Annotated in this window: 23 protein-coding genes; 6 read left to right on the plus strand and 17 right to left on the minus strand. The window is 40.4% G+C overall.

The annotated features are described in order from the left end of the window. Positions 1-77: 77 nt before the first annotated feature. From MWU56_RS00330 to MWU56_RS00410, 17 genes are all read right to left on the minus strand, one after another. The gene (locus tag MWU56_RS00330) at positions 78-458 is read right to left on the minus strand and encodes a hypothetical protein (RefSeq protein ID WP_247041056.1); all 381 of its coding nucleotides are present in this window, start codon (positions 456-458) and stop codon (positions 78-80) included. Positions 459-493: 35 nt separating this feature from the next. After that, positions 494-946 carry a hypothetical protein gene (locus MWU56_RS00335; RefSeq protein WP_247041058.1) on the minus strand — a complete coding sequence of 151 codons (453 nt, stop codon included), beginning with the start codon at positions 944-946 and terminating at the stop codon, positions 494-496. A gap of 356 nt (positions 947-1,302) precedes the next feature. Beyond that, complete coding sequence (locus MWU56_RS00340; RefSeq protein ID WP_247041061.1) at positions 1,303-1,662, minus strand: DUF488 domain-containing protein; 360 nt, start codon at positions 1,660-1,662, stop codon at positions 1,303-1,305. A gap of 19 nt (positions 1,663-1,681) precedes the next feature. Beyond that, positions 1,682-2,401, minus strand: coding sequence for an SDR family oxidoreductase (locus MWU56_RS00345; RefSeq protein WP_247041063.1), 720 nt, complete (start codon positions 2,399-2,401; stop codon positions 1,682-1,684). A 4-nt stretch (positions 2,402-2,405) separates the two neighbouring features. Continuing rightward, positions 2,406-2,864: a carboxymuconolactone decarboxylase family protein gene (locus MWU56_RS00350; protein ID WP_247041065.1), complete on the minus strand. Its 459-nt coding sequence runs from the start codon at positions 2,862-2,864 to the stop codon at positions 2,406-2,408. Between the two features lie 12 nt (positions 2,865-2,876). Then, a complete protein-coding gene (locus MWU56_RS00355) occupies positions 2,877-3,191 on the minus strand; it encodes a carboxymuconolactone decarboxylase family protein (protein WP_247041067.1) in 315 nt (104 codons plus the stop codon). Between the two features lie 30 nt (positions 3,192-3,221). Then, entirely contained in the window at positions 3,222-3,638 is a 417-nt protein-coding gene (locus MWU56_RS00360) for an OsmC family protein (protein ID WP_247041069.1), read from the minus strand. 103 nt (positions 3,639-3,741) lie between these two features. Continuing rightward, the gene (locus MWU56_RS00365; RefSeq protein WP_247041070.1) at positions 3,742-4,035 is read right to left on the minus strand and encodes a cupin domain-containing protein; all 294 of its coding nucleotides are present in this window, start codon (positions 4,033-4,035) and stop codon (positions 3,742-3,744) included. Beyond that, a complete protein-coding gene (locus tag MWU56_RS00370) occupies positions 3,980-4,948 on the minus strand; it encodes a tryptophan 2,3-dioxygenase family protein (protein ID WP_247041071.1) in 969 nt (322 codons plus the stop codon). The genes MWU56_RS00365 and MWU56_RS00370 overlap by 56 nt, the downstream gene beginning before the upstream one ends. Positions 4,949-4,950: 2 nt before the next feature. Beyond that, a complete protein-coding gene (locus tag MWU56_RS00375) occupies positions 4,951-5,388 on the minus strand; it encodes a hypothetical protein (protein ID WP_247041072.1) in 438 nt (145 codons plus the stop codon). Further along, positions 5,385-5,774 (minus strand): group III truncated hemoglobin, encoded by a 390-nt coding sequence (locus MWU56_RS00380; RefSeq protein WP_247041077.1) that lies wholly within the window; start codon positions 5,772-5,774, stop codon positions 5,385-5,387. Before MWU56_RS00380 ends, MWU56_RS00375 begins: the two co-directional genes overlap by 4 nt. Continuing rightward, positions 5,774-6,196, minus strand: coding sequence for a cytochrome C (locus MWU56_RS00385; protein ID WP_247041078.1), 423 nt, complete (start codon positions 6,194-6,196; stop codon positions 5,774-5,776). The genes MWU56_RS00380 and MWU56_RS00385 overlap by 1 nt, the downstream gene beginning before the upstream one ends. Continuing rightward, on the minus strand, positions 6,183-6,470 hold the full coding sequence (locus MWU56_RS00390) for a hypothetical protein (protein ID WP_247041079.1): 288 nt from the start codon (positions 6,468-6,470) through the stop codon (positions 6,183-6,185). The genes MWU56_RS00385 and MWU56_RS00390 overlap by 14 nt, the downstream gene beginning before the upstream one ends. A 3-nt stretch (positions 6,471-6,473) precedes the next feature. Then, positions 6,474-7,487 carry a cbb3-type cytochrome c oxidase subunit II gene (locus tag MWU56_RS00395; RefSeq protein ID WP_247041080.1) on the minus strand — a complete coding sequence of 338 codons (1,014 nt, stop codon included), beginning with the start codon at positions 7,485-7,487 and terminating at the stop codon, positions 6,474-6,476. Between the two features lie 10 nt (positions 7,488-7,497). After that, positions 7,498-9,300 carry a cbb3-type cytochrome c oxidase subunit I gene (locus tag MWU56_RS00400; protein ID WP_247041081.1) on the minus strand — a complete coding sequence of 601 codons (1,803 nt, stop codon included), beginning with the start codon at positions 9,298-9,300 and terminating at the stop codon, positions 7,498-7,500. Positions 9,301-9,818: 518 nt separating this feature from the next. Further along, positions 9,819-10,187: a hypothetical protein gene (locus tag MWU56_RS00405; RefSeq protein ID WP_247041083.1), complete on the minus strand. Its 369-nt coding sequence runs from the start codon at positions 10,185-10,187 to the stop codon at positions 9,819-9,821. 99 nt (positions 10,188-10,286) lie between these two features. Continuing rightward, positions 10,287-10,967 (minus strand): RNA polymerase sigma factor, encoded by a 681-nt coding sequence (locus tag MWU56_RS00410; RefSeq protein WP_247041085.1) that lies wholly within the window; start codon positions 10,965-10,967, stop codon positions 10,287-10,289. A 201-nt stretch (positions 10,968-11,168) separates the two neighbouring features. Between MWU56_RS00410 and MWU56_RS00415 the strand changes: the two genes are divergently transcribed. The 6 genes from MWU56_RS00415 to MWU56_RS00440 all read left to right on the plus strand — a co-directional run bounded on the left by MWU56_RS00415 (position 11,169) and on the right by MWU56_RS00440 (position 15,915). Beyond that, positions 11,169-11,834 carry an FAD-binding oxidoreductase gene (locus MWU56_RS00415; protein ID WP_247041086.1) on the plus strand — a complete coding sequence of 222 codons (666 nt, stop codon included), beginning with the start codon at positions 11,169-11,171 and terminating at the stop codon, positions 11,832-11,834. Between the two features lie 7 nt (positions 11,835-11,841). Then, entirely contained in the window at positions 11,842-12,501 is a 660-nt protein-coding gene (folE, locus tag MWU56_RS00420) for a GTP cyclohydrolase I FolE (RefSeq protein WP_247041087.1), read from the plus strand. Positions 12,502-12,552: 51 nt separating this feature from the next. Continuing rightward, positions 12,553-13,074, plus strand: a complete 522-nt coding sequence (locus MWU56_RS00425) for a DUF4142 domain-containing protein (protein ID WP_247041088.1) — start codon at positions 12,553-12,555, stop codon at positions 13,072-13,074. Next, positions 13,074-13,424, plus strand: a complete 351-nt coding sequence (locus tag MWU56_RS00430; RefSeq protein ID WP_247041089.1) for a plastocyanin/azurin family copper-binding protein — start codon at positions 13,074-13,076, stop codon at positions 13,422-13,424. Before MWU56_RS00425 ends, MWU56_RS00430 begins: the two co-directional genes overlap by 1 nt. Positions 13,425-13,513: 89 nt before the next feature. Continuing rightward, complete coding sequence (locus MWU56_RS00435) at positions 13,514-14,866, plus strand: hypothetical protein (protein ID WP_247041091.1); 1,353 nt, start codon at positions 13,514-13,516, stop codon at positions 14,864-14,866. A gap of 266 nt (positions 14,867-15,132) precedes the next feature. Continuing rightward, a complete protein-coding gene (locus tag MWU56_RS00440; protein ID WP_247041093.1) occupies positions 15,133-15,915 on the plus strand; it encodes a CPBP family intramembrane glutamic endopeptidase in 783 nt (260 codons plus the stop codon).

Below are 15,915 nucleotides of genomic sequence, written 5' to 3' on the forward strand. Positions count from 1 at the left end.
GTTGACAATAACAAGTAGAAGGCATATCCCTATCTGTTGATAAGGAGGGTATCGTCTATTTTTGTTGTAGCGCAATGTTAAAGGAGAACGCTCGGCGGATGAAAATCCGAAAAACTATAGAGATAGAAGTAATTTTCGGTATGTCCAAAAAAGGTTTTGTTTTCCATGGTAAAGATGATAGTTGAAGTGATATATGTAATGACCATCAATCCTATGGGGAACTCATAGATATTGATTTCAGGAAAACTGTCCTGTTGATCCCCATGATCTTTTTGATACTGTAACTTCTTCATCAAATAGCATTTTCCATTACATTCCAATTCTGGTTTATCCGAATTAATACAAAGAAAATTGGCTATATAATCCTGGTTTACAGCAAAATTGATCAAAGGTACTATAGGTCGTGCCAAACCAATGAGGTAAAGCAGTATTAAAAAAAGTGGTACCTGACATTTCATGATCGGTCCTATATGATTAGAATAAAGTACATCTTTCAACGATCTTCGTTCCGGGAAACCCCCAAAGTGCTATGTCGATTCAATTTATCGAAGACAAAGGTCACGGGTAGGTTAGGTTTATGGATAAATACAGGTCTTGTCATCATGGTTTTCGCGGCTCCTCGATGACAGGTTGTGTGTCTGGTTTTGGAGGATGGGAATCGGGACATCCGTCCAGGCTTTTCTGTTTTAATTGGCAACGAATGAGGTGACCAAAAACAATTTTTTGGATTATCGAATAATTGTTGCCATGATTGTTGATATAGGTACGCTTGCCGTTGCACATGAAATTTGTATTTATTTTGCCGATGCCCCCTGACATAAAGAAGCTCTATTTTAAAAGTCTTGTCTCCCGCTTCTTTTTGGGGTGTTTTATGTTTTTTATAAACCTTTGATTGAATCAAAGCTTTTCTATAATTGATGAATTCAAACAACATCTGAAATGGCATGAATAGCTTTCGTTCTGGTTGTGGTTGATTGAAACAATCGATTATTTTGAGTTTTAATACCGAATGCTACCTATATATTTCTGATAATGGTGATGTTGTTACTGGTAGATTGGATGTCATAAAACAGTTTGGGTTACAAATTTTAAGAAGTTTAAGACATGTTTGTGGTCCTTGGCATGCTATAATTAGTATGCGACTTTCTTGACTTGGACAGTTTATAAGGAGTTCAGTTCGCTTAAGAATTGTGGGAACGCACGGTTTCCATTGCAAGGAATGGACACCTCATTATTAGGCATTTTTATGGGAACATAATATCGACTAGGCAAAAATGGGCCTCATTAAAAAAAGATACTAGATCAAAAGTATAGCCTACTTTCCAATATGTATTTCAGTACCAGTGCATGGTTGTGTTTGATGTCTTTTGCAGCATAAAGCAATGTTATATGTTGAGTCTTGGCACGTTTGCAAATAGTATTCAGTTCCTCTTGTTTGTTTTCTAGTTCTTCCCTATATCTTTTTTCGAACGCTACAAATTTTTTAGGGTCATGGCCAAACCATTTTCTCAAGTGTTCCGAAGGCGCGATCTCTTTGTTCCAGCTATCGATTTCCGCTTTGCTTTTTGATACTCCCCTGGGCCAAAGACGGTCAATTAGAATGCGGTATCCATCCCTATCGGAAGGCGTTTCATATATTCTTTTTACCTTTATTTTCGACATTCTTGTATAGGTGTTTTGGTCATTTTTGAGTCGACCTCTTGTTAAACATCGTGCGTACGGTCAGTTCATCGATCAACAGGGTATTGGGTGTTTCGAGAACATGGACCACTATATCCGCAAGGTCTTGGGGTAGTATCATGTTGTCGTGGGGATGGATACCGGAGTCTTCGAAGAACCTGGTGGCAATGGACCCCGGATTTATACAACTTACCCTGATGTTGTGGGGTCGCAGTTCCTTGAACAGGGCCTCGCTGAAACCTTGTATGCCATATTTAGTCATACAATAGGCCGTAGCTTCCTGTCTTGAGGTCTTTCCGAGAATAGAACCTATGTTGATGATATGGCATGTCCCTTTTTGCTTTTTCATCAAAGGGACCAATGTAGCGGTCATATAGAATAGGCCATTGAGGTTGGTTCCAATCATTTCGTCCCATTTCTCCCAGGGCAATTCATCAATTTTCGAAAAATACCCTGCACCTGCATTGTTGATGAGGATATCTGGTGATCGTACTTCTAAAAAAGTATCTGTCGTCCATTCCATTACAAGTTCCCGATTGGAAACATCCAGTAGTACCGGGATAAAACTACTGCTTACTATGTTTTGAAGGGAAGCTAGGTCTTCTGGGTGCCTGGCCAACCCATAAACCAGTGCCCCTTTCTTAACAAGGGAGGTTGAAATTGCCCTCCCCAGACCCTTGCCAGCTCCGGTGACCACTGCGATTTTATTTTTGAGTTCCATGACCTTATATTACTTCTTGTTGATATTGTTCGTAAACCACGAGGAAACTTTGGGACAGACGGTTCCATCCATTGATGGCAATGATGTAGAGTGTCAATGCCACAAGGTCTTCTTCCGAGAAGTACCCCCGAGTGGTTTTGTACAGTTCATCTGAAATTCCTTTTTTAGATATCATGGTCAGCGCCTCGGTCCATGCCAAAGCTGCCCTTTCCCTTTCCGAAAACAATGATGAGGCTTTCCACTTGTCCAGAGCTTCCAAACGCTGTTCATTTTCCCCCATGGCCAAGGCATTCTTGAAATGAACGTCCCGGTGGAGGGTACAACCATTGATTTGTGATGCTCTCAGTCGCACCAGTTCACATAGCGAGGGTTTGAGATTGGATTTGGAAGCGCATCGCTCCATGTCCAATAGCCCTCTTAAAGCCAAAGGGTTTGATTTGAGTATATCCAATCTTTCTTTCATATACACAAGGCTTCAATCATCCTTTTCCATTGCTTCCATGGCAATACTGGCATGGGAATAGGCGGCACCTGCCCGCATTTCAGCGGCCACCCAAATGGCCTCCATAATTTCCTCCTTGCTAGCTCCCTTGCGCAGGGCTAGGGGAGTATGTGCCTTGATGCACCATGGACACTGTGTAACATGTGCCACCGCTACCGCTATGAGCTGCTTTGTCTTTTCATCCAAAACCCCAGCTTTAAAGACCGAGCGACTGAACTTGCGCCAAGCATCTATCTGTTCTGGAGCGAGGCCGGCTTTTCTCTTTGCCAATTCTTTTTCTGTTTTCATTACTTTTTACTTTTACAATTAGGGATGGAATTATAGTAATTCTGCATCCAGGATTATTTCCAAATCCAGGGCTTTACTTACTGGACAGTTATCTTTGGCCTTATGAGCACAATCTAAAAAAGTCTCTTGATCAATGCCTGGAATTAGGGCTTTTAGAGTCAAATGTGACTTGGTGAGTTCCAAGGAGTCTACATCCAGTGTGATTTCGTTGGTGACATTCAAGGATTTTGCCGTTACCCCGACTTCGCTGAGAAAAAGACTCAGGGCCATGGCAAAACATCCAGCATGGGCAGCGGCAAGCAATTCATCGGGATTAGTGGATTTTCCTTCTCCAAACCGAGAGTTGAAGCAATATTTATTGTTCTCCAACACCTTGCTTTGTGTTGTGATGGTTCCTTCCCCTTCCATCAAGGAGCCGCTCCAAACGGCATTTGCTTTACGTTTCATATTTTTCTGTTTTTATCGATTATTATACTAATGGATTCCTCTGCTGTCCAACGTATATAGTTACATACATCAATCATGATCCTTGTTCAAGAGTTGGCTAGGATCAAATAAACTGGATGGCTGAATCTATAGCCATTATGACCACCGCCTCAAACTCCCCCAATATGGTGAGCGAATGTTCCTTTTTTGCTGGGATGATGTACACACTGCCCATTTCGAGCTTATGTTCGTCATCACACATTTTTAAAAGCGCTTTTCCTTTTTTGACCATAATTACCGCTTCCCCGGTACTATAGTGATGAGGCATTACGGTACCCGGATACCCTATCACTTCCAAGGCTTTATAGGTCTTGCCTTCGACTATAATATGTACTTGTGGTCTGCTCTTTGTTTCCATGATCAATTGTCTTTGGTTCTCCCCATTGTTCTTTTTCTATTTCAGTCCACAGCGCTGGGAAGAATTTGCGCTGTTGGTGGCTTGGGTGCAAATACTTTTTCCACTTGGAACCTCCGGTAGCAGCTATTTGACCATTTTTTTCCTCCAAATAATGAGCAGCCGTTCTTAAATGTACCATAGGCCATTCCACATTATAGAGATAATCGAATTTCTTGAGGGTTTGCACCAGCAAGCTTGACCGGTCCCCCATTTGGCTAATCTTGTCCCCTAGGGTGAGCCCCTGTACTTTTTTGGCCAAAGTGATGAAATCCTCTAGATATTTTTCCTCAAACCTCTGGAGGGTCAGGGTCTTTTTTCCAGTAGAACGATCATACCCTGCATCTTTCCAATAGATATGGTCAACATATTCCTCAACCGACGGGTTTTGAGGGAGCCTTTGTCTGCCCTCTTCATTTATAAGATTTTCCAATGGAGTGCACAGGATCTCAATATATCGGAATTGGGCGCTCTGAAAACCACTGGCGGGGGTAAGGGTCTTACGGAATTTTTGATATTCCCCAGGGTCCATGCCATCTTTCATGATATCAAAAGAACTGATGAGCATTTCGGTATACCGTATACACCGTCCAATTTTTACGGTTACTTGGTTCTTATCGATAATATCCCCGTCCACAAGCTGTTCCAATTCATGTCTTATCAATTTCAATAAGAGCTCGGTAACCTGATGGTACATGATAAAGATGACTTCATCCTTAAATGGGGTGCGTGGCTTTTGTAAGCTGAGTAGGGTATCCACTTCGACATAGTCCCAATACGTGATGGGGTCGGCATGTAGGAGTCCTTCCAGATATGTTTCCGGGTTTTCCCCCAATTCTTGGTACTTTTTGATGATTTGATCAATAGTATTGGACATATTTATTTTTTTAAAAGTTTGATAGCCAATAGGAAAAGACTAATTACTTTGATAAGTTCCATACCTACATAATAAAGGTGCAGATATGAGTTTTCGACTTTCTGTCCCTGAAGAAGTAGTTCCACTCGCGAATTTAGGGCCGGCAACAACCAGAGGGTCTGAAGAATCAATAGGGTCAAAACCATGGGATAAAGCTTGTTCCTAGATAGGGAATAATGATCTTTCCACAGTATAAAGTTTCCAAGTATGACCAATGCAAATACCCATTCCACTTTGTTCAGGGCACTGAACACCAGCTGGCCAATACCCAATCCTAAGGGTATCGTAATCCCCGGCGCCTGGAACTTTAGCCATGCTTCCATAAAACTAATGGCCCCGATAAAACCAATCCAAAGAAAGGTAACGGGCAGGGCAAACGGAAATTTTACAGAAGTCCTCATCTCCATGTCGTTTTATTATTTTTCGGGAAGGCCATAATGGTATGGTGGAACATTTCGGTCATTCTGTTCACCTGTCTTTTGGTTTCTTTAGTTTTTTCACCTTCAAAGAGCTGGTCCAAGATGCTATGGAACAATGTTAACCAATGATCAAAATAGTGTTTTCCATTTGGAAGGTCTACGTGTGGTAAAAACGGGTTCTCAAAATATAATGGATCATCCAACAATACTGTATGCCAGAAATTGTACATTTTGTTCAAATGTACGGGCCACTCCTCCTGAGGGGCTTCGTTGAAAATGCCCCCCCAAAAATCATTGTTATGAACCTTACCGTAAAAGGTGTCAACAAGAAGTTCAATATCATCTGCGGGCTGTAAGTCACGTTTCATTAGAAAAAAGATGTATAGAGTTCAGAGTTCCAGTACATGATCGCATAAAAAAGCGCAAAACCAATAAAAAGGATCAATAGTGCCCATACCCATGCCGGTATGGCCTTTGGGGTTTCAGACCCGCGGATAACAAATGAATCGTTTGTTTCACTACCGTAGGCATTTATGGTAATGGGAACTTGGGTATCGACCACTTCGTTGTCTTTAAGGCCCACAACGGCTATCTCCGGGCCATTGCGCACCTCAAATGGTATGGTCTTTATCCCTTCCACGTTATTGGATGAACGGGCCACAATGCGCAAACTGTGCTTTCCATCGGGTATCTTGGTAGTATCCAAAACAAATTTCACCGGAGGGGAGAATTCAGCGAAAGGTCTGGTTTCTTGATCCAAATAGACTTTAATGATCCTATTGTCCTCCATGCTCTCTTAGATTTTGATCCCATACGATATGCTTGATATGTTCAGGGTTGTTCTCCCTGGGTCTTACCAAGAACTTAATGCTAAAAAATAAGGTGATAATGACCAGGATTATGGCGGACCACGTTATGATATAATCCATATTGCCTGTTGGGCCTTGCCCGTGTGTAATGTTTTCAAATCCTTTGGGCTGGTTTTTTTTACAAAGGTCACAGGCTATGACAAACTGTTGACCAAGCCCAAAAAGTATACAATATATCGGAATCAATCGTTTCATTTCCTAGGGGTTTAGATCTTGGGTTATATATTCTCGTATTTTGCGAACCTCTTCTTCCGTAACGGCCGAACCGGTATTGCCCCAACTGATCCGTTCATGGGTTGCAATGGCCGCAATCTCCGCATCGGAAAGTTGATCGGCAAAGGCTTGCATTGTCGCAAATTCGGAACGGGCATCATAACCTTGCAAGATAATCTTGATCATCAGTTCGGGGTTCTTATCGTTGACGATATCGCTTCCTTCCAAAGGGGGAAAGGCACCGGCCACTCCCTTGCCATTGTCTTGGTGGCATACGGCACAGGTCTGTAGGTATAATTGTTCCCCGTTAAGGGAGGAGCTATTGTCGATGTCCTTTGAACCGGCCATTTGCTTTGGTTCTATGGCGGGAATGAATTTTTCCTCCCGGCCATCGGGAAGGGTGGTTTGTTGTAATGATTTAAGATAGGCGACCAATTGCAAAGCTTCCTTTTTGGCTACTATGGTCTTACCAGGGGACGGTGCAAAGGCATCTGGTAGATTGACGACCTTGTCGTCTTCTTTTATGGAAGTAGTGTCAACGATGTCGAACAACCAAGGGTAGGAGGGCATGATCGAAGGGGCAACAACCGAACGTGGGTTGTATAAATGGAGCAGGTGCCAATCAATACTGGGCTGTCGCTTTCCGATATTGGTCAGGTCGGGTCCGGTCCGCTCGCTGCCCAAAAGGGAAGGGGATTGCCTCCAAATTCCCATGCGTTTCTTGCTATAAAAATAATCGGACGGTATGGAAGGACGGTCTCCCCATATATTATCCATTTCTATATTGCGAACCTGTTGGGTATGACAGGCGACACACCCTTCTCGAATGTAGATGTTTAGGCCTTCTCTTTCATTCTGCGCCATCTCCGGTTGCTGGGGCAATGGTTGTACGTTCTGCATTTGATAGGCAGGAAACACTGCCACAATGAAGCTGAGGGTGACAAACCCGACCAGGGCCGTTATCACCAGTACTTTATGATTTTTATGAAAATCGAACATAATTTTAAGCTTAATTGTTCACATGTTCCCCACTGGAAACATGAATTGGTTCAACTGACTTTCTTTTGGAAACCATGATGTAAAAGTTGTAGGCAAAGATCAAATGCGAGGTGAACATCAACGATCCACCTATAGCACGCCATAACCAATACGGTTTCATCAATATGACGGAATTGAGGAAAGCATTACCCTCGATCCAACTCAAACCTTTATAGGTTCCGCCTACCATTAAGGATATCATGTAAGCGAATAGCCCTATAAAGGCCATCCAAAAATGTGCCCCTACCAGGGCCTGTGGTGGCTCCTTACCGGTAAGTTTTGGTAAAATGGTGTAGATGCAGGCCCAGAGGATAAAGGTAATGATGCCATACATCGTCATGTGTGAATGGGCCACATTGAAATCAGTGAAATGCCAAACATAATTAGTGAACCTGAAAGCTTGTACGCTCCCTTGGGTGGAACCAACAAAATAAAAGACGACCCCGACCAAAAAGAAGGGTAGGACATAACTCTTTGATATATGGCTCCAGCTTCCCCTCATGGTCATCAAAAAATTGGTCGTACCCGCAACGACGGGAATGAACATGCCTGCACTAAAGACGATGGCTGTTGTTTGCAACCACCATGGAAGGGGACTGAATACGAAATGGTGGGTACCGATCATGGTATAGAACAACATTTGAGTCCAAAAAGCCAATACTCCAAGCGAATAGGAGTAAATGGGCTTGTTCAGTGAGGATGGCAGGTAGTAATAGATCAATCCCAAGGTAAATGTCATGAACCACATACCCACGCCTTGGTGCATATAATAGCCCTGAATAATGGTTTCGCCCAGCCCATTCGAGAAAAAGGGCATGTATCCGATTATGGCCAATACCGTTGTCCAGATCAATGCAGCCAGTATGTACCAATTGGATACATAGATGTCCTTTATTTTACGAGAGGCAATTGTTTTGTAAAAATTCCAAAATGTAAGGATAAGACCAATGACGAAAATGGACATTACCGGCCAAGTGTATTCCCTGTACTCACCACCACCGTTATTGATTCCGGACATTAAGGATAGCGTACCCAAAAGTACAGAAATGTTGATCAGGCGCCAGGTCCACCATGCGCTTTGGTAACTATGGATTTTTGTATTGGAGGTGCGGGCGACAACAAAATAGGCCAGACCTATCATTGCCAAGGAAGCCCAACCCCAAAATACTGCGTTGGTATGTACAGGGCGCAACCTTCCAAAGGAAAGCCAAGCAAAATGATCCATTTCTGGCCACATAAATTTCATTCCAACATACTGGCCCACTAATGTTCCAAATACTAACCAGAAGATCGAGGCACCTAAGTAATAGGTGACAACTTTTTTGAGCGCAAGGGACGTCTCGAGGCCTAAAAGTGTCTTTTTCTTTTCATCGAACAAGGGGTTTTCCGGTTCGTGGGTGGCCCATTCTATCAATCCTTTTTCATCCAGGGCGTTTTGGTCACTTCCAAGTTCTGTTCCTTTTAGACGATACTTCAATCCTCGTTTTCGTTGATGGAGAATATCATCAATATCGTTCTCTTGTAGGGAAAGTAATTCTTCATTGAATGCCAAATTTTTCTTTTCAATTTGTCTTTCCTTGATCAAATTGACATAGGAGTTGAGTTTGGCCATTAGAATGAACACTGCGACAAATAGTATTATAAAAATCAATATCAGGGTGCCAATGATGCCTGGGTTTGCTATCCAATTGTCCGAATTGATCTGAGTATTTTGTACTATTATGGGAATAGTTGAAAAGTCAAGGGTTAATGATAAAAATTGGAAGGAATCCATTATGTCTTAATTAAGATAAAATTGTCCGATTTATAGATAAATTTTTTAATGGTCGGTTGTCATTTGAAATATCCGACAGCTGCTATCATCGCTATAGTTGCCCTTATTTTTCATGGTTTTTCAGTATGGTTGTGGTACATTTTTTTGTGATATTCATTGGATATTTTTAAAATGGTTGTAACCATCTATTTGTTTTCAAGGATTTCTATTGTTTTATTCGGGGCCATAATTGTCACCTCAATGAGAGATTCAGTGGTTTCGAACAACTGTTGTATTGATTTCCATGGATAGAAAAAAGCACACCTCTTGTTTTATCGCTACCTGACTCTTAAAATCGAATCAAATATAATATTAAAAATAATAAAGGACAAAAATGTCTTAAATTATACGGTTCAAGATTTCCAGTTTATCGTATTCAACCAATGAACATAAATAGGAGGTATGTTCCATTAAAAAAGCCATGTCTTAATAATAACATGGCCTTGTAAAACTCATTATGAGTAAACTGTTGAATATTACTAACTGTTCTCATATAATTTAACCATGGAGAAGGCAGCAATAGCCATTACCAAATCCCTCACTGCAACATCAAAATGACTTCCACTGATAATAAGAATCAATGCAATAAGGCTGAGCCATGATGCAACAATAAAACCTCCGATAAATGGGCGGACCAAGACAATTATTCCTGCAATGATTTCCACTATTCCGATAACACCCATAAAAAGCCCAATATCCAAAGGTAGCATGTCTATAAGGCTTGTTGACATATATTGGGACCAATCGGTCAATAGGTTTGTGAACTTATCCAGTCCAGCTACGATTGGAACAATTCCAAAAGTATATTTTAATAAATTTTGCACTTTTTGTACATTGGAATGTATCATAATCTTTATTGTTTTTATGTATGTTTTAGATACAGATGCTAGGGTAGGGTTACAAAAATTATGATATCATTTGTTTTTCTATAGCCTTCGTGGAGTGGGTCAGTCTAACTTTTTACCCTGTATTCTTTTAAGAACCACTTCCACAAGACGATCACATTTATGATTGCCAAATTCGAATATATTCGTGGTGTTGGTTGTTTTGAATATGTTATCCTTAATCATATTACGTGCCCTGAACAATCTAACCTTTACGTTACTGATGGTTAAATCGAGGCTGGCCGATATTTCTGAGATTTCCATGCCCTCTACTTCCCGCAACAAAAAAATAATCTTGTATTTAGGAGGTAATGTATCCACTGCTTTTTCTATAAAAGCTGTTGATTCTTTATAAATGGTATTGTTTTCTGGGTTCATGATTGAAGTGTCTGCAATTTGAAGTATACCTGATTCTTGGGTTATATCTGTAGTCCTTCGATATTTTTGTTTTCGCTTTCGCTGCAATGCCTCGTTGATCCCAATCCGTACCAACCACGTGGAAAATGCAGATTTGTTCTTAAATTGATACAACTTTTCATAAGCTTTGATATAGGCATCTTGCATGATATCTTCAACATCTGAATCCTCGCTGTAATAACTACGTATAGTACGGAACAACAACTCATTGTGCCTTCTCATTAAAATTTCAAATAGCTCTGTTTGCCCCTCTAGGACTTTTTGCACAACCAAGTAATCGGGTAACGACTTACCCGTCTGTGTGTAATTGTTTTGAATAGACCTCACGATATCGGTTTTTACATTGATTCTGTCAATTAGATGCAATTTTCACCTATGGGTTACAAAAATGTAACCGAAGAAAGAATTTGTCATCTAAAGAATGCCAAGGAGTGTTCCTTGTATAGGTCCAACAATCAATGGCGTGCTAAAAAAAGACACATAAGTGTTGGATGTCAGCTTGTTATAAATCAAAAATAATCATAAACTATGTTTCATAATGTAGGTATTGTAAAAAAAGAGTGGTTGATCCACAATGTGATCCGTTTCAGATTGGAACGACCAGGAGGTTTTGAACATTCCATTGGCCAGGCTGTGGAAGTTGAATTGGATATTGATGGATCGATTAAAAAAACAGCGCCTTTTACATTGACCAATCTAACTGATTCAAAATATTTGGAACTCATCATCAAGATCTACCCCAAAAAAATGGGATTTACCTATGCGATCTCCAAGAAGAATGAAGGGGATGTACTATGTATAAGCGACCCATGGGATTCGTACCAGTACCATGGTAAGGGAACCTTTATTGCTGCAGGTTCGGGCATTACTCCTTTCATCCCCATGTTAGAACAATTAAAAAAGGACGGCGGTACCATTGGACATAAACTGATTTATGCCAACAAGTGTGAGAAGGACATCATTTTAAAGGATGAACTGGAGGGTTTGTTGGGACAGCATTTTTACAATATCCTCAGTGAACAAAGCATCATAGGATATTCCCAGGGAAGAATAGACAGAAAGTACTTGAGTATAAGGATAGTTGATATGGAGCAGTATTTCTATGTATGCGGACCAGAAAGTTTTTCGGATAAAATCAAAGATTATTTAATAACCCTTGGCGTACACCAGGATAAAATTCAAATAGGATATTAAGTACTATATGGAAATAAGTAATACGAAGCCATGTGAGGTAAAGGTAAAGGCGGACCAAGGGGATTGTAATGAATTTGATTGTCAGCAATGTAGAATAAGTGAGAAATCATTAAAAATAGCCCATCATTTTGGAAAGATCATGGAAGTATTGGGACTTGATTTAAATGATCCCAGTCTTAAGGGAACCCCGAAAAGAGTTGCAAAGATGTACCTCGAGGAATTGTTTGTGGGATTGGACGCATCCCAATTTCCGGACGTATCATTTTTTGATAACAATTACGGATTTGATGAAATGGTCATTGTAAATGACATAACCCTTTATTCCTATTGTGAACATCATTTTGTACCCTTTATAGGAAAGGTTAATGTGGCTTATTTTCCCAATAAAAAGGTTATCGGTCTATCCAAAATAAACAGAGTGGTGGAGTTTATTAGTAAAAAACCTCAAGTACAGGAAAAGCTTACTGTTGAAATTGCCCAAACGCTAGCGGAATTATTGGAAACCAAGGATGTGGCTGTTTATGTGCAGGCCGATCATCTTTGTGTGGCATCACGAGGTATCAAAGATTATAATAGTTATACAAAAACAGGAACTTATTTGGGCAAGTTCAAAAGTAAAAAGGTTAGAAATGAATTCATGTGCTCTTTTACCCAAAATAATTTGTAACCGTATTTGATATGATGCATCAAACAGGTATAAACATTTAAAACATAAACGATGAAAAATATTTTAAGTCTTTTGATGATTGCAACAATAAGTATTTGTTCCTACGGGCAGGGGACACAATTGGAAGATACTGAAGTGGCATCCGTGGCTGTTGTTGCGAACCAAATTGATATTGATTATGCCCAAATTGCTCTAAAAAAATCAGATAACAAGGAAATACGTGAATTTGCCAATCGAATGGTCAATGATCATAAGGCGGTCATTGGTCAAGCTGCAGCATTGGTGAAAAAATTGGGAGTCGACCCCAAGGACAATGTCGTTAGTCAATCCTTGTTAAAAGATGCGCAAGAAACCATAAAGAAACTTAAACGAACATCCAAACGGCAATTTGATATGGCATATATCAATAATGAAGTGACCTATCATAAAGCAGTGATTAACGCAATCAATAGTGTACTAATTCCAGAGACTGAAAATGATGAGTTAAAACAATTACTAAGCGATGTGGTTCCTGCCTTGGAAGCGCATTTGGGACATGCAGAAATGGTGCAGAAAAATATTAAATCCCACTAATGAAACCATTCGTTGCAAAAATAACGGTATCCGCAATTGTACTCTTTACATTATTTATGGAGATATGGGCGTACAACAATTATTCTGGAAATACCGAGCCTCCTACTAAACATACCGTAAAGATATTTAGGATGAAGTTCATACCAGATCATCTTACCGTAAAGAAAGGGGACACTGTTGAATGGATAAACAAAGATTTTTATCAACATGATGTGACTGATGAAAAGAATAAGGAATGGACATCGTCACCTTTTAATCAAAATGAGACTTGGAGCAAAGTTATCACTAAAGACGAACAATATTTCTGCAATCTGCACAAGACAATGAAAGGAGCTATTGATATAAAGTAATTTTTGAAAAGGAAAATTAAAATTCAACCAATTTGAAACTTTAAACAAATCGGTTCAATGAACCTTATTACAATCTAATTTAAACTACCATGAAGAAATACTTAATTTATAACTTACCAATACTGGTTGCGATACTTATTTGGGTATCCAGCTGTACAAAGACAGAAACCATTACAGAAACGATTACTGAAACAGTTACAGATACCATTATTGAGACCACGATTGATACCTTGCATTTAGACCCTGTATTGGTAGCGGAAGGAAAAGATGTGTTTAGGTACGATACATTTGGGGATGAAGCATTTTGGAGCGATGTGCTTCACTTGGACAAGGCCATCCTTGGAGCGGACAATGGAGGGTATGGTGACGGTGTAAGCCCCGTAACTGCTTTGGCGGTTGGGCTTAAGGTCGATGCCGAAGCATTGCCGGTTGAAGTTGTTGATCTAATACAGGCAGGGGAAATCGATTTGAACGATCCAGCAACTACTGTGGAACTTTTACGATTGAATTCAGTAGTTGGAATTAAAGGTAATTTCGATGATGAAGGTGATTTGTCATCCATTGGGATTACCTGTGCACTCTGTCATTCGACTGTGGACAACTCATTTAGTGATGGTATTGGGAAACGATTGGACGGTCACCCCAATAGGGACTTGAATGTAGGGGTCATTGTCTCATTGACCGATAATGCACAATTTTTAGCAGATCTCTTACATGTTGATGTTCCAACGGTCAATACGGTCTTAAATGGTTGGGGTCCAGGAAAATTCAATGCTGGATTGTTTATTGATGGGGTTGCAACCCGACCTGATGGATCCATTGCCGCCAATTTACTGCCTGCAGCTTATGGTCTTCAAGGCGTTAACCTGGCGACTTACACTGGTTGGGGGGATATGGTATACTGGAATGCCTTTGTCGCAAATTTGGAAATGCACGGGCAGGGTAACTTTACAGATGAGAGACTTAACGATCCCATTAAATTTCCGATAGCTTCTGAGAATAATTTTGGCAATGTGGTCAACTCGCCAGACCTCATAACAGGTAAATTGCCGGCCTTACAGGCCTATCAGTTGTCATTGGATGCCCCAACACCACCGGAGGGCAGTTTTGACCAAGAGGCGGCAATGAGGGGTGAGGACCTGTTTAATGGGGTAGCGCAATGTGCTACTTGTCACATTGCACCCATATTTACCGATGCAGGGTTTAATTTGCATACTGCGGAAGAAATAGGAATCGATGATTTTGAGGCCAATAGGTCACCGACAGGTATGTATAGAACGACCCCATTAAGAGGTCTGTTCGCACGAATGAAAGGAGGTTTTTATCATGATGGAAGATTTGCATCCTTAGCTGATGTTATCGAACATTATGATGGGCATTTGGATCTACAGCTCTCACAGGATGATAAAAACGACCTAGAAGAATATTTAAAGTCTATTTAATTATTGGTTGGTTGGTTAAATTGAAATTGAACCAAGGTTTGATTGATGTTTAGTTGTTTCACGTCAAATACCTCATTGAGTATAGATCAATGGGGTTTTGACTGATTCTTAGATAAAACTTTTTAAGAAGATAAAGGTTGATGAAGTTGGTTTTTAGTAAAACACTGAGTTATGATTGGAAGTATGCCCTTTTTGTTTTTTTGCTCACTCTGTGATTCAACAAGTCTGTCCATTGATATCTTGTTGGGAGATAATAAAGGAAACGTATGAAACGGGGACGCCATATTATTGTTTTGACCATTGGTTTCTTTGTGCTCTATTGGGTGCTGGATGCACTGTTCTTTGGTCAGTTCCGTGCAGCTATAAACGAACTATTGGGACAGAGCGGGACTAGCCATATCATTGCTTATACCTTCTCAAGTATCCCAATTTTAATAGGGATTTGGGCCATTCATGGTAATTGGCATTTCCATAAATATCTTGGATTGGATGGCAACATAGGAAAAGCTATGATATTTTCAGTGCTTTGTACTGCACCTATGTTTCTCGGGTTTTGGTTGTTGTACGAACTTGATTCCGAAGTGACTTTGAACAGTATCCTGATATCGGTGGTGGCAGCCGGGTTTTTTGAAGAACTTTTTTATAGGGGCTTTTTATTTGGTCAGCTATTTAGGTATACAAAACTTGGTTTTATACCCGCTGTTTTCTTGGGGGCATTGCTATTTGGTCTCTTGCATTTGTATCAAAGTAATGATCCACTTACGGCGTTGGGAATCTTTGGTGTCACTTTTTTGGGGTCTGTAATATTTTCGTGGCTGTATATCGAATGGAACAACAACCTATGGGTCCCCATATTTGCACATGCATTGATGAATTTGAGCTGGACCTTGTTTTCAGTGGATACCGATGCATTGGGTGGTTGGTATGCCAATATTTTTAGGTTCACGACCATTTTCTTATTTATTGTTGTAACCATTTATAACAAGAGTTGTAAGGGGGAAGGGATCCGGATTAATCGTTCGTCTCTCTGGATGAAGCGAAGTAATTGA

Source organism: Allomuricauda sp. F6463D (genome assembly GCF_023015965.1).
Lineage (GTDB): Bacteria > Bacteroidota > Bacteroidia > Flavobacteriales > Flavobacteriaceae > Flagellimonas.